The sequence below is a fragment of the Streptomyces sirii genome (assembly GCF_045690365.1).
GTDB lineage: Bacteria > Actinomycetota > Actinomycetes > Streptomycetales > Streptomycetaceae > Streptomyces > Streptomyces sirii.
Genome location: NZ_CP147982.1, coordinates 2,968,359 through 2,986,910, shown reverse-complemented (window position 1 = coordinate 2,986,910; position 18,552 = coordinate 2,968,359). Strand labels below are relative to the sequence as shown.

Genomic DNA, 18,552 nt, shown 5'->3' with positions numbered 1-18,552 from the left:
GTGTATGACGCGGCGTCACACCGGGGCGCCAACTCCCGGGTGATACCGGGGTAGGGGGTGTGGGCCGCCCCTCGTCCTCAGGGAGGAGGTGGCCGTTACCGCTCCCCGGGGGCCACCAGCCCCGACTCGTAGGCGAAGATCACGGCCTGTGCCCGGTCCCGCAGCTCCAACTTGGCGAGCACCCGGCCGATATGGGTCTTCACGGTCTGCTCGGCGAGGATCAGCGCCTCGGCGATCTCCTGGTTCGACAGTCCCCGGGCGATCAGCTCCAGCACCTCCGTCTCCCGCGGCGTCAGCCCGTTCAGCCGGAGCGAGGCCCGGTCCTTGCGGGGCACCGGCCGCCGGGCGAAGTCGGCGATCAGCCGTCGGGTCACGGACGGCGCCAGCAGCGCCTCACCGGCCGCCACGACCCGGACCGCGGAGATCAGATCGGCCGGCGGGGCGTCCTTGAGCAGGAACCCCGAGGCGCCCGCGCGCAGCGCTTCGTAGACGTAGTCGTCGACGTCGAAGGTGGTCAGCATCAGCACCTTCGGGCGATGGGTGACGCCGATGGGCGGATCGAGCAGCCTGCGGGCCGCCTCCAGCCCGTCCATCTCCGGCATCCGGACGTCCATCAGCACCACATCGGGGTGCGTCCGGCGGCTCAGCTCCACCCCCTGCGCACCGTCCGGCGCGTCGCCCACCACATCGATGTCGCTCTGCGCCGCGAGCAGCGCGGCGAACCCCGCGCGCACCATGGCCTGGTCGTCGACGATGATCACGCGGGTGGTCATACGGAGTCGGCATCCTTCGCTGGGAGGGGAGCGGTCGAGGAGGGCGGCGGCGAGAGCGGCAGCTGGGCGGCGACCCGGAAGCCGCCGTCGGGCAGCGGACCGGTGTCGAGCGAGCCGCCCACCAGGCGCACCCGCTCGCGCATACCGACCAGGCCGTGGCCGGTTCCGGTGGTCTCCAGCGGCTCGGACGGCGCGGGCGGCGCGGAGTTGACGACCAGCAGCGTCAGCCGCGAGCCGTCCCCGGTGGTCGTCACCGACACCCGGGTCCGCGCGCCCGGCGCATGCCGCACCACATTGGCCAGCGCCTCCTGCACGATGCGGTACGCCGACAGATCCACCGCCGGTTCGGGCGCCACCGGCTCCCCGGGCAGCGTCAACTCGACCGGCACACCGGCCCGTACGGTCGCCTCGACCAGCTTGGGCAGCATGCCGATACCGGGCTGCGGGGCCTTCTCCGGGCCGCCCTGCCGCTCGGTCTCCTCACTGCGCAGCACCCCGAGCAGCCGGCGCATCTCCGCCAGTGACTCCCGGGCGGTCGCCGCGATCGAGGCGAACTCCTCCTGGGCGTCCTGGGGGATCCCGTCGATGCGGTACGGGGCGCTGTCGGCCTGGACCGTGATCACCGACATGTGGTGGGCGACGACATCGTGCAGTTCCCGGGCGATCCGGGTGCGTTCCTCCAGCAGGGTGCGGCGGGCGCGCTCGGCCTCGCTGATGGTCTCCTGCTCGATCAACTTCCGCTGGGCGTCGCCCCGTTCCCGCAGTGTGGCACCGATCAGCAGCATCACGCCGGTGAGCACGAACAGCAGCACCCAGGTGCTCTGGCTGCCGTCGGGGGTGCTCGGCACCAGCAGGATGCCGGCCGCCCCGGTCGTCAGCCAGACGGCGATCAGTGTGCGGCGGCGCTCGCGCAGCGACAGCGCCAGCATCAGTACGAGATAGCCGACGATCGCCGTCGGCGGCCAGGGCCAGGCGCGGCCGCTGACGCCCTCGGTGACGGCCAGGGCCAGGGCGCTCACCACGTCCGCCGCGAAGATCACCCACCAGGCCTGCAGCGGCCGGCTGACCGCGAGCAGCAGCGGCACGGTCTGCGCGGTGGCGAGCACGCTGGCCAGGCCGCTGTTCATGCCGTAGTCGTTGCCGAGGACCTGGATGGTCGTCGGCAGCAGCGAGACCATGAACGCGAACGCCACGAGGTACGGGACGCTGCGCAGCCAGCGGCTCTGGACGCTGCCGAAGAGCGGTGTGCCGGGCTCGGTCGGTGTGCCGAGCTCGTCGGCGAGGACGCGCAGCGCCTGCCGTGCGGTGCGCAGCGCCCTCGCGCGCAGCGGCTCGGGCCCGGCGGCGCGGGCCGGTTCGGGGGGTGGGGGCAGGGGTCGTCCGTTCATCGCGGAGTCAATGTAAGCGGAGCGCGGGGGCCGGGGCGTCATACCGTGGTGCGGGCTTCGCCCCGTACCACGGTATGAGTTTCGGCGGCCGGCACCGGCACGGGCCGCCGCCCGGAGCCGGCCGGCGGCCCGGCCTCACAGCTCCGCCAGCAGCTCGGCCTTCTTCGCGCTGAACTCCTCGTCCGTCAGCAGCCCGGCGTCGTGCAGCTCGCCGAGGTGCCGTATCCGGTCCGCGATGTCCGCCGGATCCCGGCCCGCGTCCCCGGTCCGCCGGCGCACCGGCTCACCGTCCGGCCTCTCCTGCGCCGGTTCGGCGGCGCGTACGGCCTGCAGCACCGCGGCCGCGAACGGCAGCGACTCATGGACGGGGCCGTACCCCAGGCCGAACACCACGGCGGCCGGGTCCTGGTCCGCCTCGCCCGCCCCCGGGTCGCGGGCCCCGCGCTCCAGCAGCCGCAGATGGCCGTTGAAGATCTCCGGCGAACGCCACTCCACACCGGCCAGCTCGCCGACCGTGAAGGTCTGGTCGCCGCACTTCCACTTCGCCGACGACGCCCCCGTCCAAAACCAGCGGAAGGCGACCGAGCGTCCGTCGAAGGACGCCTTGCCGTCATACGCCTTGAAGTGCAGCGGAGGCGCCGGCGCGGCCACCAGATGGCGGTCGGCGGGCTCCTTGGCCTCGGGGCCGAGCGCCGTGCGCAGCTCGTCGGCGTAGTACTCGGCGAGCGTCTCGCGCTCGGCCGGCAGCACCAGCCGGTACGGGTCGACGTCCTCCTTGAGCTGCCCGGCCGCCGCCTCCATCAGCGGATCGGCGCCGTGTCGGGGCACGGCGTGCAGCACCACCGTGCCACGTCTGCCCTCGGTCACCTCGACAGCGCTCAGCGCCTCGTACGGAATGCGTCGCTCGCCGAGCGCCTGGAACAGCTTCGGCCTGCGGATCCCCCGTTCGAAGCGGATGAGTACGGAGTCGGTGTCGAACTCCCAGACGGCATGAAAACCGGCCAGCACATCACCCATGCGGCTCATCGTATGCGGGCGGTCGCCCGCCCGTCCCCCTTCCGCACACCTGCCGCAGTCGGCGTGTCACGCCCCGCGACCGCTTACTCCGTTCTTTTCCCCCGTGGACGCCCCCGTCACGGGGGGCGGTTCCCGCAGGCAGGGCCCGTCCCCGGGCGCCGGGCCCTGCCTGCGGCCGCCGGCTGTGGCGCGGTCCGGCCCTCAGGCCAGGTCCGTGCTGCACTGCGGATCGGCGGAGGCGCAGTCCACCGAGCCGATCGCACCGACCCCGACCAGCGCGAAGTTGCGCAGGCTGCGGGTGCCGGGCGTGAAGTAGCCGGCGTGCCCGACGGCGCCGTCGGCGGACAGGATCCGGGATCCGAAGGACGGATCGACCGGGTCGGCGCCGTGGCCGAGCCCGCCGACCTCCAGGTACGGCACGTCCTGGATCCAGTCGTCGGAGTCCCGCATCGCCCAGACCCGGGCGCGGGTGTCCAGCCCGGTGCGGCTGCCGGCCCGCATGCCGGGGCTGCCCGCCACCGCGATGTCCTCGACGTTGGCCGGCAGGTCCCGGGCGGCGACGCCGCACACCACGGAGCCGTAGCTGTGGCAGAACAGCGAGACGGAGTCGGCCGACGGCAGCGACTTCACCAGGCCACGCAGCCGGATCGCGCCGGCTTCGGCGAGCTGCCCGGTGGCGGCCTCGACGCCCAGCCCGGACGGCGAGGTGTAGTCGGCCCAGGCGATCACGGCGGTACGGGTGCTCGGGGCGGCGTCCCGCTCGGCCCGGTAGAGGGCCCGGGCCATGCCGACGGGTGCGCTGGTGGCCCGCGCGGTGCGCTCGAAGGTCGAGAGATCGGTGTCCACGCCGGGCACCACGACCGAGACCCGGTCCGCCCGCGGGAGGTTGCCGAAGACCTCGGCGGCCCGGCCGCCGTAGGCCGGGTCGAAGGCCAGGATCTGCCGGCCGGGGCTCATCAGCGATTCGAGGCGGTGCATCAGCCGGCCCGCTTCCTGGCGGCCGACGGGCGTGAGCCGGTGGTCGGTCATGCGCTTCTTCTCGATCGCCCGGGCGTCGTCGATCGCCATCCGGTTGGCGTGGTAGCGCAGGGCGACGGGGGCGCCGCCCATATTTCCGACGACCAGGGGATAGCGGGCGGCGAGCTGCTGCTGCTCGGTGCGGGCGAGGCCGGCGAAGAAGGCCCTGAGCGCGGTCGGCGAGCCGTTGGGGTCGGGCAGCGGGCGTCCGAGGAAGGTGGCGTGCTTCCAGGCGGCCTTGGCCGTGGCCAGGGGGTTGGCGTCTTCCTTCGTTCCTCTGATGGCCGTCCAACCGGTCATGGCAAGCATCACGAACACCACCACCAAGGCGAGTGCCGCGCGCCAGGCGGTGGACTGCAGGAAACCGGAGGAGGGGCCGAGGCCCGAGAAGGAATTCACCGCGAGCCACCCTAGGAGACGCGGCAGGTCGGCTGGACCGGCCGTGAGTGATCTCACGTTTCACGCTGGGTATTTCGACCAAAACGGACACGAATTATCGAAATCCGGTGCTCAGTCGTGCAGGAGGGGTCTCATGGGGAGATTAATGGGTTGCGCGGTGGCCGATGTCCGTTACCCAGGGTTGCCGGTGCGGGCAACGGGCCGGGGTGCCCTCAGCGCCGCGCCCGCCAGTCGTCGTCGATCGCCGGCCCGATGTGGTCCAGATAGGACTGGGTCAGCTCCCGGATGGCCGCCACGCTGCAGTCCTGGCCCTCGCCCCAGACCTTGCCCGCCACCCGCATCACTCCACTGAACGCGGCGACCAGCACCCGCGGGCGCGGATCGACGTCCACGTCCAGCCCCTCGCGCCCGGCGATCAGCCGCGCTATCTGCTCCTCCAGCTCGGAGGAGCGCCGCAGATGCACGGCGATCAGCGCGGGCGTCGACTCGATCATCTGGTACGAGCGCATGTGCAACTCCACCGGGATCACCGACTCGATGGCGCTGCCGATGTCGTCCCAGGCGGCCATCACCGCGCTGCGCAGCGCGGTCAGCGGGGCCTCCGTCGCCGGCCGCGCGGTCAGCTCGTCGAGGAAGCGGGCCTCGACCATCTCCGGTACGGCGAAGACGACGTCTTCCTTGTTGGCGAAGTACCGGAAGTACGTGCGCTGGGAGACGTCCACCGCCTCCGCGATCTCGTCGATCGTGGTCGCCTCGTACCCCTGCTCCGTGAACAGCTCCAGGGCGGCGCGGATCAGCGCGTCGCGGGTGCGCTGCTTCTTGCGTTCGCGCAGGCCGCCTGCGAGGGCCGTCTGCGGCGTCGGGGTCGCCATCCTGCGCCGCCTTTCTGTGGAGTTCGCGCTGCTCAGATTACCTGTGAGGGAGACGACAGTTACCGACTCATGAATTGCTTTGTCAATTGTCAGTGGCTGACATTAGTGTCGTCGTATGAGTACTCAGACCCCGGTCGCCGACGCCGCGCCGGAACTTCCCGTACCGGAGCCCCCGAAGGGGCTGCGAGGCCATCCGTGGCTGACTCTTTTCTCCGTCGCCATCGGCGTCATGATGGTCGCCCTGGACGGCACGATCGTCGCCATCGCCAACCCGGCCATCAAGCAGGACCTCGGTGCCTCGCTCGCCGACGTGCAGTGGATCACCAACGGCTACATGCTCGCCCTGGCCGTCGCGCTGATCACGGCCGGCAAGCTCGGTGACCGCTTCGGTCACCGCCAGACCTTCCTGATAGGCATCCTCGGCTTCGCCGCCGCCTCCGGCGCCATCGGCTTCTCCCACGAGGTCGCGTTCGTCATCTTCTTCCGTGTGCTGCAGGGGCTGTTCGGCGCGCTGCTGATGCCCGCCGCACTGGGTCTGCTGCGCGCCACGTTCCCGGCCGAGAAGCTCAACATGGCGATCGGCATCTGGGGCATGGTCATCGGCGCCTCCACGGCCGGCGGCCCGATAGTCGGCGGACTGCTGGTCGAGCACGTCAACTGGCAGTCGGTGTTCTTCATCAACGTCCCGGTCGGTGTGCTGGCCCTGGTCCTGGGCCTGGTGATCCTCAAGGACCACCGCGCGGAGAACGCCCCGCGCTCGTTCGACATCCCCGGCATCGCGCTGCTGTCCGGCGCGATGTTCTGCCTCATCTGGCCGCTGATCAAGGCGACGGAGTGGGGCTGGGGCGACATGAAGACCTGGGGCTTCCTGATCGGCGCGGTGGTCCTCTTCGCCCTGTTCGCCGTCCTGGAGACCAAGGTTCGCGAACCGCTCATCCCGCTGCGGATGTTCCGCTCGCTGCCGCTGACCGCCGGCACGGTCCTGATGGTGCTGATGGCCTTCGCCTTCATGGGCGGCCTGTTCTTCGTGACGTTCTACCTCCAGAACGTGCACGGCATGACCCCCGTCGACAGCGGTCTGCACCTCCTGCCGCTCACGGGCATGATGATCGTGGGCTCGCCGCTCGCCGGCGCGCTGATCACCAAGCTCGGCCCGCGCATCCCGCTGGTCGGCGGCATGGTCCTGACCGCCGTCGCCATGTACGGCATGTCCGGCCTGGACGCCGACAGCACCACCGGCCCGATGTCCCTGTGGTTCGCCCTGCTCGGCCTGGGCCTCGCCCCGGTCATGGTCGGCGCCACCGAGGTCATCGTCGGCAACGCCCCGCTGGAGCTCTCCGGCGTCGCCGGCGGTCTCCAGCAGGCCGCGATGCAGGTCGGCGGCAGCCTCGGTACGGCCGTGCTCGGCGCGGTGATGGCCTCCCGCGTGGACAGCGAGCTGCCGGGCAACTGGCAGTCGGCCGGTCTCCCGCCGGTCCCGCCGGCCAAGGCGTCCGAGCTGTCCGACGCCGTCTCGGCCGGTATCGCACCGATCCCCAAGGGCACCCCGCCGGAGTTCGCCCAGAAGATCACCACCGCCGCCCATGACACCTTCGTGTCCGGCATGGGCCTGGCCTTCACGGTCGCCTGCGGCGTGGCGATCCTCGCGGCCGTCGTCGCGATCTTCACCAAGCGCGGAGCCAACGCCGAGGCGGGCGCCGGCGTCGGCCACATCTGACCGGCGGCCTTCCTTACGCAGCGCGGCGTGCGGCCGCTCGAGGAGTCCCCTCGGGCGGCCGCACGCCGTTGTCGTGCCCGGCGGCGGGCGCCGGACGTCAGCCTCGACCGTCAACCACCGCCGACGACCCGCAATTCGACCCACCCGCCGTACACCCGGCGGCAGTTGGCCCCCGCCGGCGAGCCGAATCCCTCATCCGGATGAGCCGTCACGGGAACCGGACGCCCCGCGCGCGGCATTCCAGGAGCCGCGGGTACGCACCGCACCTCACCACGCCACGGGAGAACGGTTTTTGCGGCCCGCCCGCGCCACCCGCCCCGCGTCAACACCGCGCACCGGCACCCCGGTCCGGCGCATCTCGCTTGTCCACATACCTGATCCGGGTGGCAGGACCGCCACGGCCTTGGCAACCGCGCCGCACCCTCGCGAAGCTCGATCACGAACCCGCCGCGGCCCACCGGCCCGCCGCGGGGCACCGTCGACCTACTCCACGGGGGAGAGACTCCTATGCGTTCACGCCCGTCCCGCACCACCGCGCTCCTCACCGGCCTCACCGCGCTGGCCGCCGCGCTCACCCTGCCGCCCGCCCTCGGCACACCGGCCGCGCATGCGGCCACCGGCGGGCACCGAGCCGCCGCGACGGGTGACTGCGGCGCGGGTGAACTCTGCCTCTGGCGGCAGGCGGACTTCGCCGGTGAGCGGCAGGTCCACGAGCTGTCCGGCACCGACATCGAGAGCTGTGTGCCGCTGCCCGAGGGGATGACCGCCGCCTCGCTCGCCAACCGCATGGGCCGGCCGGTCACCACGTACCAGAGCGCGGAGTGCGCCGAGACCGCCGAGTTCGACACCTATCCGGGCGGCGGCAGCTGGGTACCCCGGTCCCCGTACCGGGTACGGGCGTTCAAGGTCTGGGAGCGTTGAGCGTGGACATGCGACGCCCCCGGCAGCGGGGTGCTGCCGGGGGCGTCGGACAGGCGGTACGGTACGCCGCCGCGGGGACGCTACGCGTCGCCGCCGGCCTCACCGGCCTCGGCGGCCGCGACGTCCAGGAGCTGGTAGCGGTCGATGGCCTGCTTCAGCAGCGACCGGTCGACCTTGCCCTCCTTGGCGAGCTCGGTGAGCACGCTCAGGACGATCGACTGCACGTCGATGTGGAAGAAGCGACGGGCCGCGCCACGGGTGTCCGCGAAGCCGAAGCCGTCGGCACCCAGCGACTGGTACGTGCCGGGAACCCAGCGCGAGATCTGGTCCGGGACGGAACGCATCCAGTCCGAGACCGCGATCTTCGGGCCCTCGGCGCCCTGGAGCTTGTGCGTCACATAGGGGACGCGCTGCTCCTCCTCCGGGTGCAGAAGGTTGTGCTCCTCGACCTCGACGGCCTCGCGGCGCAGCTCGTTCCAGGAGGTCGCCGACCAGACGTCGGCCTTGACGTTCCACTCGTCCGCGAGGATCTGCTGGGCCTCGACCGCCCACGGCACCGCGACACCCGAGGCGAGGATCTGGGCGGCGTGCTCGCCCTTCTCACCGGCCTTGACGCGGTGCAGACCCTTGAGGATGCCCTCGACGTCGGCGTCGGCCGGCTCCGCGGGGTGCTGGATCGGCTCGTTGTAGACGGTCAGGTAGTAGAAGACGTCCTCGGAGTTCTCGCCGTACATCCGCCGCAGACCGTCCTTGACGATGTGCGCGATCTCGTAGCCGTAGGCCGGGTCGTAGGAGACACAGGCCGGGTTGGTCGAGGCCAGCAGCTGGGAGTGGCCGTCGGCGTGCTGCAGACCCTCACCGGTCAGCGTGGTACGACCGGCGGTCGCGCCGAGCACGAAGCCCCGCGAGAGCTGGTCGGCCATCTGCCAGAACTGGTCACCGGTGCGCTGGAACCCGAACATCGAGTAGAAGACGTAGACCGGGATCAGCGGCTCGCCGTGCGTGGCGTAGGCGGAGCCCGCGGCGATCAGGGAGGCGGTGCAACCGGCCTCGGTGATGCCGTCGTGCAGCATCTGGCCGGTCGGCGACTCCTTGTAGGCCAGGAGCAGTTCGCGGTCGACGGACTCGTACTGCTGGCCCAGCGGGTTGTAGATCTTGGCCGACGGGAAGAACGCGTCCATACCGAAGGTGCGGTACTCGTCGGGCGCGATCGGCACGAAGCGCTTGCCGATCTCCTTGTCCCGCATGAGGTCCTTCAGGACCCGCACGAACGCCATGGTCGTGGCGATCTTCTGCTGCCCCGAGCCCTTCTTGGCGCCGGCGTACGCCTTGTCGTCCGGCAGCTGCAGCGGCTTGGCGCGCACGACGCGGGTGGGTACATAACCGCCCAGCGACTTGCGGCGGTCGTGCATGTACTGGATCTCTTCGGAGTTGCGGCCCGGGTGGTAGTACGGCGGCAGGCCGTCCTCCAGGTCCTTGTCCGGGATCGGCAGGTGCAGCCGGTCGCGGAAGCCCTTGAGGTCCTCGACCGTCAGCTTCTTCATCTGGTGGGTCGCGTTGCGGCCCTCGAAGTTCGGGCCGAGCGTCCAGCCCTTGACGGTCTGCGCGAGGATCACGGTCGGCTGGCCCTTGTGCGCCTTGGCCGCCGCGTACGCCGCGTAGATCTTCTTGTGGTCGTGGCCGCCGCGACCCAGGTGCAGGATCTGGTCGTCGGTCATGTTCTCGACCATCGCGCGCAGGCGTTGGTCGTCGCCGAAGAAGTGCTGGCGGATGTAGGCGCCGGTCTCGGTGGCGTACGTCTGGAACTGACCGTCGGGCGTGCTGTTGAGCTTGTTGACCAGGATGCCGTCGCGGTCCTGCGCGAGCAGCGGGTCCCAGCTGCGGTCCCACACCAGCTTGATGACGTTCCAGCCGGCACCGCGGAACTGCGACTCCAGCTCCTGCATGATCTTGCCGTTGCCGCGGACCGGGCCGTCCAGGCGCTGCAGGTTGCAGTTGACGACGAAGGTCAGGTTGTCCAGGCCCTCACGGGCGGCGATGGACAGCTGGCCGAGCGACTCGGGCTCGTCCATCTCGCCGTCGCCGAGGTACGCCCAGACGTGCGACTTGGAGGTGTCGGCGATGCCGCGCGCCTCCATGTAGCGGTTCATCCGCGCCTGGTAGATCGCGCCGAGCGGGCCGAGGCCCATCGAGACGGTCGGGAACTCCCAGAAGTCCGGCATCAGCCGCGGGTGCGGGTAGCTGGACAGACCGTAGGGGGCCTTGGACTTCTCCTGGCGGAAGGCGTCGAGCTGCGCCTCGCTCAGTCGGTCGAGAAGGAACGCGCGGGCGTAGACACCGGGCGAGGCATGGCCCTGGAAGAAGATCTGGTCGCCGCCGTCGCCCTCGTCCTTGCCCCGGAAGAAGTGGTTGAAGCCCACGTCGTAGAGGGAGGCGGAGGAGGCGAACGTGGCGATGTGGCCGCCGACGCCGATGCCCGGACGCTGGGCGCGGGAGACCATGACGGCGGCGTTCCACCGGGTCGCGTTGAGGACCTTGCGCTCGATCTCCTCGTTGCCGGGGAAGAACGGCTCGTCCTTGGTCGCGATGGTGTTGACGTAGTCCGTGCTGCGCATCTCGGGCACGGCCACACGCTTCTCGCGGGCCCGCTCGATCAGCCGGAGCATGAGATAGCGGGCACGTTCCCGGCCTCGCTCGTCAACGGCCGCGTCGAGCGAGTCGAGCCATTCCTGGGTCTCTTCGGGATCGAAGTCCGGGACCTGGCTGGGAAGGCCGCCAATGATGATCGGGTTTCGATCGGATCCGGAAGCCACGCTGTTCCTTCGTGTTCGGGTCGTGTCGTGCTCTGCACGCTATTGCTGCTGCGCACGGGACGAATGCTGTCTATGCCTTGGTGTCGCGCCGTCTTCCATCGTGTACCGAGCCACAGGGATACGTCACCTCTACCGATGGGTAACCACCCGCTGAGAGAGGGCGCTGAAAAAGGCCGCTTTCTCAGGTCGGCCAAATCGCAACCATACGCCCATGTCGAAAGCGCCTCGCGCACGGACGTACGGGCCTCGAATGGAGATCCGGAACGGCACTCGTCGCCCCCCGAAGGGACCAGTCGCGCGCGACTACCCGATATCACCCGCAGAACGCTGTGGCGTGAATCACTTCAGCCTGTCCTGTTGGGGTCGTAGTTGCGGTGAGACGCCTCCAAACGTCACCGTTTCGGCGGTCTGAACCGCCGGGTACTTGCGCGATCCGCCCGGCCCGTGTGGACTACGCCCAATGCTCCGCGCACGCGCGGGGTCCCCGAGCATTTCCCGAAACATGACAGGAGGCAATCCGTGAGCGCGACCGCGGACCACGCGGAGGAGCGGACCAACCCTGCCACCAGGCTGGGGTTCGAGCCCGGACAGGTGGTCCAGGAGATCGGCTACGACGACGACGTCGATCAGGATCTCCGCGAAGGCATTGAGACCGTGATCGGCCAGGATCTCGTCGACGAGGACTACGACGACGTCTGCGACGTCGTGCTGCTGTGGTTCCGCGACGAGGACGGCGACCTCACGGACGCTCTGGTGGACGCCATCGGCCTGATCGACGAGGGCGGGCAGATCTGGCTGCTGACCCCGAAGACCGGCCGCGACGGCTACGTCGAGCCGAGCGACATCAATGAGGCCGCGCAGACCGCGGGTCTGTCCCAGACGAAGAGCATCAACGCAGGCAAGGACTGGGCCGGCAGCCGACTGGTGACGCCCAAGTCCAAGCGCTGAGCAGCACCGCTTCGACGTTCGCCGCCGAGCCCCCTCCCGCCCTGTTCGGAGGGGGCTCGGAGTCGTTCCGCACGGGTTCCCCCGCCGCTCACCCCGGCGCGTAGGGTTGGTCGCGTTCTGTTGAGCGTGAGCGGAAGGGAAGCACCCCATGGCGATCGAGGTCGGCACGAAGGCTCCGGATTTCGAGCTGAAGAACCAGCACGGCGAGCTGGTCAGGCTCTCCGACTTCCGCGGTGAGAAGGCCGTCGTCCTCCTCTTCTACCCCTTCGCCTTCACTGGCGTGTGCACCGGTGAGCTGTGCGCGCTCCGCGACGAGCTGCCGAAGTTCGTCAACGACGACGTCCAGCTGCTGGCCGTCTCCAACGACTCCCCGTTCTCGCTGCGCGTCTTCGCCGAGCAGGAGGGCCTGGAGTACCCGATGCTGTCGGACTTCTGGCCGCACGGCGAGGCCTCGCGGGCCTACGGCGTCTTCGACGAGGAGAAGGGCTGCGCGGTGCGCGGCACGTTCATCATCGACAAGGAGGGCGTGGTGCGCTGGACGGTCGTCAACGGCCTGCCCGACGCCCGCGACCTGAACGACTACGTCAAGGCCCTCGGGACCCTCTGAGCCGGCGCGCGCCGGCGTCCCGCCGGCCGACATCCGCACTGATCCAGGCGCGATAACTGCAATCGGCGGGAACCGGTCACTAGGATCAATTCGTTGATCCGATGCCATGCACGACGGGGGCGCAGAACTTTACGTACCCCTCGAATCTATGGGAGGACTCGTGGGAGTCAGCCTCAGCAAGGGCGGCAACGTCTCGCTGACGAAGGAAGCCCCCAATCTGACCGCCGTCATCGTCGGTCTGGGCTGGGACGCGCGTACCACCACCGGTACGGACTTCGACCTGGACGCCAGCGCCCTGCTGACGAACGACCAGGGCAAGGTGGCCAACGACCAGAACTTCGTGTTCTTCAACAACCTGAAGAGCCCGGACGGTTCGGTCGAACACACCGGCGACAACATCACCGGCGAGGGTGAGGGCGACGACGAGCAGATCAAGGTGAATCTGGCCGGCGTGCCGGCCGATGTCGCCAAGATCGTCTTCCCGGTGTCGATCTACGACGCCGAGACCCGCCAGCAGAGCTTCGGCCAGGTCCGCAACGCCTTCATCCGCGTGGTCAACCAGGCCGACAACAATGAGCTGGCGCGCTACGACCTGAGCGAGGACGCCTCGACCGAGACCGCCATGGTCTTCGGCGAGCTGTACCGCAACGGCGCGGAGTGGAAGTTCCGGGCCATCGGCCAGGGCTATGCCTCCGGCCTGCGCGGCATCGCACAGGACTTCGGCGTCAACGTCTGATCGACCGGATCCGGGATCCGATCGTCGACATCCGGCAGGGCGGCGCCACCACAGTGATCGCCCGTGCCGCAGAGCAGCCGCGTCCGGCGCCGTACGCCCCCGTCCGGGGGGAGTGCGGCGCCGGACGCGCTTGAGAAATGAGGCGGGCCGCGCCCGGCGTGGCCCGTACCGATACCGGGGAGGATGCGCACGATGACCGTCACGCTCGCCAAGGGGGGCAATGTCTCCCTGTCCAAGGCCGCTCCGAATCTCACGCAGATCATGGTCGGTCTCGGCTGGGACGCGCGGTCCACGACCGGAGCACCGTTCGACCTCGACGCCAGCGCGCTGCTGTGCCACTCGGGGCGGGTGCTGGGGGACCAGTACTTCGTCTTCTACAACAACCTCAAGAGCCCCGAAGGCTCCGTCGAGCACACCGGGGACAACCTGACCGGCGAGGGGGACGGCGACGACGAGTCGATCCTGGTGGACCTCTCGCAGGTGCCCGAGCAGGTCGACAAGATCGTTTTTCCGGTCTCGATCCATGAGGCCGATCTCCGCGGCCAGAGCTTCGGCCAGGTCAGCAATGCCTTCATCCGGATCGTCAATCAGGCCGACGGCAGCGAACTCGCACGTTACGACCTCAGCGAGGACGCCTCCAGCGAAACCGCGATGATCTTCGGCGAGGTGTACCGCCACAGCGGTGAATGGAAGTTCCGTGCGGTAGGCCAGGGGTACGCGTCGGGCCTGAGGGGCATCGCTCTAGACTTCGGGGTCAACGTTTCGTAAAGCGCCGCGCGCTGCGCGCGGGGGACCCCATACAGCGAGGGATTGGGTAGGCAGTGCTCCTGAAAACCTTTGGCTGGTCGTTCGCCGTCACGGTGCTCGGCCTCGCCTTGGCCGGCGTGCTCTGGGGGTGGCAAGGGCTCGCGATTGTCGGGATCCTGTCCATCCTGGAGATCTCGCTCTCGTTCGACAACGCCGTCATCAACGCAGGCATCCTGCGCAAGATGAACGCCTTCTGGCAGAAGATCTTTCTGACCGTCGGCATCATCGTCGCGGTATTCGGCATGCGGCTGGTGTTCCCGGTCGTCATCGTCGCCATCACCGCGAAGATCGGTCCGATCGAAGCGGTCGATCTCGCCATCAACAACAAGGCGCATTACGAGGAGCTGGTCACCAGCGCCCACCCGGCCATCGCGGCCTTCGGTGGAATGTTCCTTTTGATGATCTTCCTCGACTTCATCTTCGAGGAGCGCGACTACAAGTGGCTGGCCTGGATCGAGCGGCCGATGGCCAAACTGGGCAAGCTCGACACGCTTTCGATCATCATCTCGCTGGTCGTGCTGCTGGTGAGCGCCATGACGGTGGCCACCGACGTCGCGCACGGCGGCGGTGACAAGAGCGCCACGGTCCTGCTGTCCGGCGTCGCCGGTCTGATCACGTACCTCGTCGTCGCCGGCATCTCCGGCTACTTCGAGGACAAGCTGGAGGACGCCGGGGAGGAAGAGGGCGAGGAGGCCGCCGCGGCGCCCGCGAAGAAGGGGACCGGCGCGGCCGTCGGGCTGGCCGGCAAGGCCGCGTTCTTCATGTTCCTCTACCTCGAGGTCATCGACGCGTCCTTCTCCTTCGACGGCGTCATCAGCGCGTTCGCCATCACCAACGACATCTTCGAGATGGCGCTGGGTCTGGGCATCGGCGCGATGTACATCCGTTCGCTGACGGTCTTCCTGGTCCGCAAGGGCACGCTGGACGAGTACGTCTACCTGGAGCACGGCGCGCACTACGCGATCGGTGCGCTGGCGGTCATCCTGCTCATCACGATCAAGTACGAGATCCCCGAGGTCGTCACCGGCCTGATCGGCGTCGTGCTGATCGCCCTGTCCTACTGGTCCTCCGTGGTGAAGAACAAGCGCGAGGGCAAACCAGGAGCCGAAGGCGGGGCGCGGTCGGAAGTCGCGTCCGGAGTGTGACGCGACGCTGATTGAGGAACGCTCTCTGCGGGGCGGCCTGGGGTACGGACCTCGGGCCGCCCCGCGGTAATTGGGGCCGAGCAATGGGGTGGGCATGGTGTCGTTCCTGGGGAACCTGTGGCGCGGTGGCGCGCAGAAGATGGACTTCGACAGCGGTGGGGCGTCCTACGTCGTCGAGCTGACGAAACGCAATCCGGTCATCTCCCTGACCAAGCAGGGGGCGGCCACGGGGCATCTGCGGGTCAATCTGCACTGGCAGATGCGGACCTCGGACCTCCATGAGCGGGGCGGGCAGAGCAAGGGCAGTCTGCTGCGTCACCCGGGCAAGCTGTTCAAGCCCGAGATCGTCCAGGCGCAGGGACCGGCCGTGGTCAAGATCGACCTGGACCTGGCCTGCCTGTACGAGCTCAAGGACGGCACCAAGGGCGTGGTGCAGCCGCTGGGCAACTTCCTCGGCGATCTCAACGCCGCGCCGTTCGTGAAGCTCAGCGGCGACGACCGCTTCGGCTCCCCGTCCGGCGAGACGCTGTACATCAACATGGACCAGCGCGACGAGATCAAGCGGATGCTGATCTTCGTCTACATCTACGACGGCACGCCCGCCTTCGACCGTACGCACGCGATCGTGACGCTCTACCCCAGCAACGGCCCGCGGATGGAGATCAAGCTCGACGAACGGGCGCCACAGGCCCGCTCCTGCGCGATCTTCATGCTGGAGAACAACAAGGGCGAGCTGACGGTGCGCCGCGAGGTGAAGTACGTCTACGGCTTCCAGGCGGAGCTCGACCGGCTGTACGGCTGGGGGCTGCAGTGGGGGCGGGGGTACAAGTCGAAGGTGTGACCCGCCGGCGCGGGGGCACCGCCGTCAGGAGGTGCCCCCGCGGCCGTCCCCTAACGGCGCTGGAACTGCGGGCCCTGGGGCGGCAGGACGAACGACGGGTCCGGCACGAACGGCTGCTGCTGCATCGGATAGCCGTACGTCGCCGCCGGGTGCGGCTGCTGCTGCGGATAGCCGTACGCGGCGGGCGGCGGCTGCTGGGGCTGGTACTGGGGCGGCGGCCCCGGGTAGCCGTAGGCGGGCTGGGTCGGGGGCTGGGCGGGCGGCGGCGGGACGTTGTGCGGGTAGCCGTAGCCGCCGCTCGTGGGCGCGGGCGCCTGGGCGGCCGCGGCGGCAGGCGGCAGCGGTGCGGCCGAGAACGGCTCCGGCATCGCGTCCGGCACATGCTGGGTGACGGCGTCGGCATTCGACGGGGCGGAGTTCTGTGAGCCGGCCGCGGACGGCGGTCCGGAGGCCTCTTCCGGCCAAGTGCTCGGCGGCGGGGTCACCGGGGTGGCGGGCTCGCTCCGCTGGGGTGCGGGGAGGGCCTCCGTGGGTTCCGAGCCGGGCGGCGTCGAGGGCGGCGTCGACGGTGTCTCCGGGGCCGGCGCAGCCTCGCTCTCGGCGGCGGTGTCCTTCTCCTCCACCGAGATCCCGAACTCGGTCGCCAGGCCGACCAGGCCGGTCTCGTACCCCTGCCCCAGGGCGCGGAACTTCCAGCCCTCGCCGCGGCGGTACAACTCCCCGCAGATCAGGGCCGTCTCGTCGCCGGTCTCGGGCACCACGTCGAAGACCGCAAGCGGCTCACCGTCGCTCTCCGCCGCGTCGTACAGCAGGACCCGCAGATCCGCTACGCCCGCGAAGGCGCCGCCGTCCGACGATGCGGCCAGCACGACCCGGTCGACTGACGGATCCAGTGTGGCCAGCTCCGCCTCGATGGTCTCCGTCAGGCTGTCGGCGATCCGGGCCTTGGGCAGATGCCGGACCAGGCCGCTCGGGTGCTGCGGCTGGTTGTAGAAGACGAAGTCCTCATCGGAGCGCACGCTTCCCTCGGGCCCCACCAACAGGGCCGAGGCATCGACATCGGGGACTCCGGCGCCGGGCGTCCAGCGCAGGACGGCCCGAACGGCCGTGGCATCGAGGGGTACGTTCGACCCTTTCAGCATCGCGTGCGTCATGCCGCAATCCTGCCTTCCCGGAGGTCGCAGGGACAACGCGGGGGCCGCGGAGCGGTGCATGGAGATCGAGCGCGGACATCTGAAGGCCTCATGCGGGTTACGTGATTTTCACGCACGCGGGAACTAACCACACCCCCACGCACGTACGATTACCGGCTGGATCCAGACAGCGAGACGCAGCGGGGGTGCCCGGTCCCGCATCTATACGGGGAGATATATGCGGCACTTTGGGTACCTTCCGCCCGATATTCGGAAGACGCTGTTCCACCAGGAGCCGGTGGAGTTCACCGCCGACTCCTCGGCCCGCACGCTCGCGGTCGCCCTCGGTGCCACGCTCTACAGCCCCGCCACCCGCCCGCGGCTCGCGGCCGATGTCCTCAAGCAGGCCGGGCGCGGCGTGATGTCCATGGTGCTGTGTCTCGAGGATTCCATAGGGGACGGGGACGTCGAGGCCGGCGAGGTGAACCTCGTGCGGCAGTTCGGCCTGCTCGACGAGGCCGCCGACGCGGGAGGGGACCTTCCGCTGCTGTTCATCCGCGTCCGCACCCCCGGCCAGATACCGGATCTGGTGCGCCGTCTGGGGCCGACGGTACGCAGGCTGTCTGGATTTGTACTTCCGAAGTTCACCGAAGAGCGTGGAGTCCCCTTCCTTGAGGCGCTGACCGCGACCGAGTCGGCCTGCGGCCGGCGACTGTTCGCGATGCCGGTGCTCGAATCCCCGCAGCTGCTGCATCTGGAGAGCCGCGCGGAGACCCTTCAGGGCATCGCCGGGACCGTGGACAAGTACCGGGACCGGGTCCTTGCCCTGCGGCTGGGCGTCACGGACTTCTGCTCCGCCTACGGTCTGCGCAGACCCCCCGACATGACCGCCTACGACGTCCAGATCGTCGCCTCCGTGATCTCCGACGTGGTGAACGTACTGGGCCGGGCGGACGGCACGGGCTTCACGGTCACCGGCCCGGTGTGGGAGTACTTCCGGCTGCACGAGCGGATGTTCAAGCCACAGTTGCGGCGCAGCCCGTTCCTCGGACGCGCCGAGGAATTGCGTACGGCCCTGATCGAGCACGACATGGACGGCCTGCTGCGCGAGATCGAACTGGACCGCGCCAACGGACTGCAGGGCAAGACCTGCATCCACCCCTCGCATGTCGCGCCGGTGCACGCCCTCTCGGTCGTCAGCCATGAGGAGTTCAGCGATGCCGCGGACATCCTGCGGCCCGAGCGGTGCGACGGCGGGGTCCTGCGCTCTGCCTACACGAACAAGATGAACGAGGTGAAGCCGCACCGCGCCTGGGCCGAACGGACCCTGCTGCGCGCCGAGGCTTTCGGAGTCGCCCGGGAGGGCATCGGCTTCGTGGAGCTGCTGACGGCAAGCCTGCCGCAGACCTGAGATACGG

16 protein-coding genes are annotated in these 18,552 nt (G+C 69.6%); 9 read left to right on the top strand and 7 right to left on the bottom strand.

Annotated features, from left to right (window positions below; all coding sequences use genetic code 11):
- Nucleotides 1-95 precede the first annotated feature (95 nt).
- The 5 genes from WAB15_RS13460 to WAB15_RS13440 form a co-directional block, all read right to left on the bottom strand.
- Nucleotides 96-773, bottom strand: a complete 678-nt coding sequence (locus WAB15_RS13460; protein ID WP_399147929.1) for a response regulator — start codon at nucleotides 771-773, stop codon at nucleotides 96-98.
- Nucleotides 770-2,161, bottom strand: a complete 1,392-nt coding sequence (locus WAB15_RS13455; protein WP_407286366.1) for a sensor histidine kinase — start codon at nucleotides 2,159-2,161, stop codon at nucleotides 770-772. The genes WAB15_RS13460 and WAB15_RS13455 overlap by 4 nt, the downstream gene beginning before the upstream one ends.
- 135 nt (nucleotides 2,162-2,296) lie before the next feature.
- On the bottom strand, nucleotides 2,297-3,178 hold the full coding sequence (locus tag WAB15_RS13450; RefSeq protein ID WP_407286365.1) for a DUF4429 domain-containing protein: 882 nt from the start codon (nucleotides 3,176-3,178) through the stop codon (nucleotides 2,297-2,299).
- A 201-nt stretch (nucleotides 3,179-3,379) separates the two neighbouring features.
- Entirely contained in the window at nucleotides 3,380-4,594 is a 1,215-nt protein-coding gene (locus tag WAB15_RS13445) for an alpha/beta hydrolase (RefSeq protein WP_407286364.1), read from the bottom strand.
- A gap of 212 nt (nucleotides 4,595-4,806) precedes the next feature.
- Nucleotides 4,807-5,466 carry a TetR/AcrR family transcriptional regulator gene (locus tag WAB15_RS13440; protein ID WP_399147933.1) on the bottom strand — a complete coding sequence of 220 codons (660 nt, stop codon included), beginning with the start codon at nucleotides 5,464-5,466 and terminating at the stop codon, nucleotides 4,807-4,809.
- A 115-nt stretch (nucleotides 5,467-5,581) separates the two neighbouring features.
- Between WAB15_RS13440 and WAB15_RS13435 the strand changes: the two genes are divergently transcribed.
- Together WAB15_RS13435 and WAB15_RS13430 are read left to right on the top strand one after the other, a co-directional pair.
- Nucleotides 5,582-7,183, top strand: coding sequence for an MFS transporter (locus tag WAB15_RS13435; protein WP_407286363.1), 1,602 nt, complete (start codon nucleotides 5,582-5,584; stop codon nucleotides 7,181-7,183).
- Between the two features lie 507 nt (nucleotides 7,184-7,690).
- Entirely contained in the window at nucleotides 7,691-8,104 is a 414-nt protein-coding gene (locus WAB15_RS13430) for a peptidase inhibitor family I36 protein (RefSeq protein WP_407286362.1), read from the top strand.
- 80 nt (nucleotides 8,105-8,184) lie between these two features.
- On the opposite strand, the gene aceE is transcribed toward WAB15_RS13430, so the two are convergent.
- Nucleotides 8,185-10,917 (bottom strand): pyruvate dehydrogenase (acetyl-transferring), homodimeric type, encoded by a 2,733-nt coding sequence (aceE, locus tag WAB15_RS13425; protein WP_407286361.1) that lies wholly within the window; start codon nucleotides 10,915-10,917, stop codon nucleotides 8,185-8,187.
- Between the two features lie 519 nt (nucleotides 10,918-11,436).
- On the opposite strand from aceE, the gene WAB15_RS13420 reads away from it, so the two are divergent.
- The 6 genes from WAB15_RS13420 (at nucleotide 11,437) to WAB15_RS13395 (ending at nucleotide 16,001) form a co-directional block, all read left to right on the top strand.
- On the top strand, nucleotides 11,437-11,865 hold the full coding sequence (locus tag WAB15_RS13420; protein ID WP_407286360.1) for a DUF3052 domain-containing protein: 429 nt from the start codon (nucleotides 11,437-11,439) through the stop codon (nucleotides 11,863-11,865).
- 148 nt (nucleotides 11,866-12,013) lie between these two features.
- Nucleotides 12,014-12,472, top strand: coding sequence for a peroxiredoxin (locus WAB15_RS13415; protein WP_399150725.1), 459 nt, complete (start codon nucleotides 12,014-12,016; stop codon nucleotides 12,470-12,472).
- Nucleotides 12,473-12,632: 160 nt separating this feature from the next.
- Nucleotides 12,633-13,208, top strand: a complete 576-nt coding sequence (locus WAB15_RS13410; RefSeq protein ID WP_128505933.1) for a TerD family protein — start codon at nucleotides 12,633-12,635, stop codon at nucleotides 13,206-13,208.
- Between the two features lie 192 nt (nucleotides 13,209-13,400).
- Nucleotides 13,401-13,976 (top strand): TerD family protein, encoded by a 576-nt coding sequence (locus WAB15_RS13405; RefSeq protein ID WP_399150726.1) that lies wholly within the window; start codon nucleotides 13,401-13,403, stop codon nucleotides 13,974-13,976.
- A gap of 53 nt (nucleotides 13,977-14,029) precedes the next feature.
- On the top strand, nucleotides 14,030-15,160 hold the full coding sequence (locus WAB15_RS13400; RefSeq protein WP_399150727.1) for a DUF475 domain-containing protein: 1,131 nt from the start codon (nucleotides 14,030-14,032) through the stop codon (nucleotides 15,158-15,160).
- Nucleotides 15,161-15,254: 94 nt separating this feature from the next.
- Entirely contained in the window at nucleotides 15,255-16,001 is a 747-nt protein-coding gene (locus WAB15_RS13395; RefSeq protein ID WP_399150728.1) for a Tellurium resistance, read from the top strand.
- Between the two features lie 50 nt (nucleotides 16,002-16,051).
- On the opposite strand, the gene WAB15_RS13390 is transcribed toward WAB15_RS13395, so the two are convergent.
- A complete protein-coding gene (locus tag WAB15_RS13390; RefSeq protein ID WP_407286359.1) occupies nucleotides 16,052-17,155 on the bottom strand; it encodes a TerD family protein in 1,104 nt (367 codons plus the stop codon).
- Between the two features lie 217 nt (nucleotides 17,156-17,372).
- Between WAB15_RS13390 and WAB15_RS13385 the strand changes: the two genes are divergently transcribed.
- On the top strand, nucleotides 17,373-18,545 hold the full coding sequence (locus tag WAB15_RS13385) for an HpcH/HpaI aldolase/citrate lyase family protein (protein WP_399150730.1): 1,173 nt from the start codon (nucleotides 17,373-17,375) through the stop codon (nucleotides 18,543-18,545).
- The last annotated feature ends 7 nt before the right edge of the window (nucleotides 18,546-18,552 follow it).

Excerpts from the sequence above, each read along its gene's own strand:
- WAB15_RS13460 (WP_399147929.1), bottom strand. The coding sequence starts at position 773 with ATGACCACCCGCGTGATCATCGTCGACGACCAGGCCATGGTGCGCGCG.
- WAB15_RS13455 (WP_407286366.1), bottom strand. The coding sequence starts at position 2,161 with ATGAACGGACGACCCCTGCCCCCACCCCCCGAACCGGCCCGCGCCGCC.
- WAB15_RS13450 (WP_407286365.1), bottom strand. The coding sequence starts at position 3,178 with ATGGGTGATGTGCTGGCCGGTTTTCATGCCGTCTGGGAGTTCGACACC.
- WAB15_RS13440 (WP_399147933.1), bottom strand. The coding sequence starts at position 5,466 with ATGGCGACCCCGACGCCGCAGACGGCCCTCGCAGGCGGCCTGCGCGAA.
- WAB15_RS13435 (WP_407286363.1), top strand. The coding sequence starts at position 5,582 with ATGAGTACTCAGACCCCGGTCGCCGACGCCGCGCCGGAACTTCCCGTA.
- WAB15_RS13430 (WP_407286362.1), top strand. The coding sequence starts at position 7,691 with ATGCGTTCACGCCCGTCCCGCACCACCGCGCTCCTCACCGGCCTCACC.
- WAB15_RS13415 (WP_399150725.1), top strand. The coding sequence starts at position 12,014 with ATGGCGATCGAGGTCGGCACGAAGGCTCCGGATTTCGAGCTGAAGAAC.
- WAB15_RS13405 (WP_399150726.1), top strand. The coding sequence starts at position 13,401 with ATGACCGTCACGCTCGCCAAGGGGGGCAATGTCTCCCTGTCCAAGGCC.
- WAB15_RS13395 (WP_399150728.1), top strand. The coding sequence starts at position 15,255 with ATGGTGTCGTTCCTGGGGAACCTGTGGCGCGGTGGCGCGCAGAAGATG.
- WAB15_RS13390 (WP_407286359.1), bottom strand. The coding sequence starts at position 17,155 with ATGACGCACGCGATGCTGAAAGGGTCGAACGTACCCCTCGATGCCACG.
- WAB15_RS13385 (WP_399150730.1), top strand. The coding sequence starts at position 17,373 with ATGCGGCACTTTGGGTACCTTCCGCCCGATATTCGGAAGACGCTGTTC.